At 42.5% G+C, this 292-nt stretch carries 1 pseudogene; it reads left to right on the top strand.

Going from position 1 to position 292, the window contains the following annotated elements:
* A pseudogene (locus tag AAEY83_RS13920) lies at positions 1 to 292 on the top strand (hypothetical protein); the annotation flags it as partial.

Below are 292 nucleotides of genomic sequence, written 5' to 3'. Positions count from 1 at the left end.
GCTTGAGTACGATCAAATTGCTCTGCTGGTGGCAATGGTTAAAGGCCCATCTTATTACAACCCACGTCGTTATAAAGAGCGCACAATGGAGCGCAGGGACTTAGTGCTGCGTCTAATGGTCGAAAATAAGTTACTTAGCACAAAAGAGTACCGTGCATCGCTTAATCGCCCAATTGATATTGCGCCAATGAAAGCCAGTTTACAAAAATCATACCCAGGCTATTTAGAGCTAGTAAACAGAGAGTTAAATGAATTATTACCTGATCAGCAAACACTTGATGCAGGCGTAAGA

Source organism: Psychrobacter sp. TB20-MNA-CIBAN-0197, assembly GCF_040309765.1.
GTDB lineage: Bacteria > Pseudomonadota > Gammaproteobacteria > Pseudomonadales > Moraxellaceae > Psychrobacter > Psychrobacter submarinus.
Note: the sequence above shows the minus strand (reverse complement) of the source record. Positions and strands in the feature narration are given on the sequence as shown.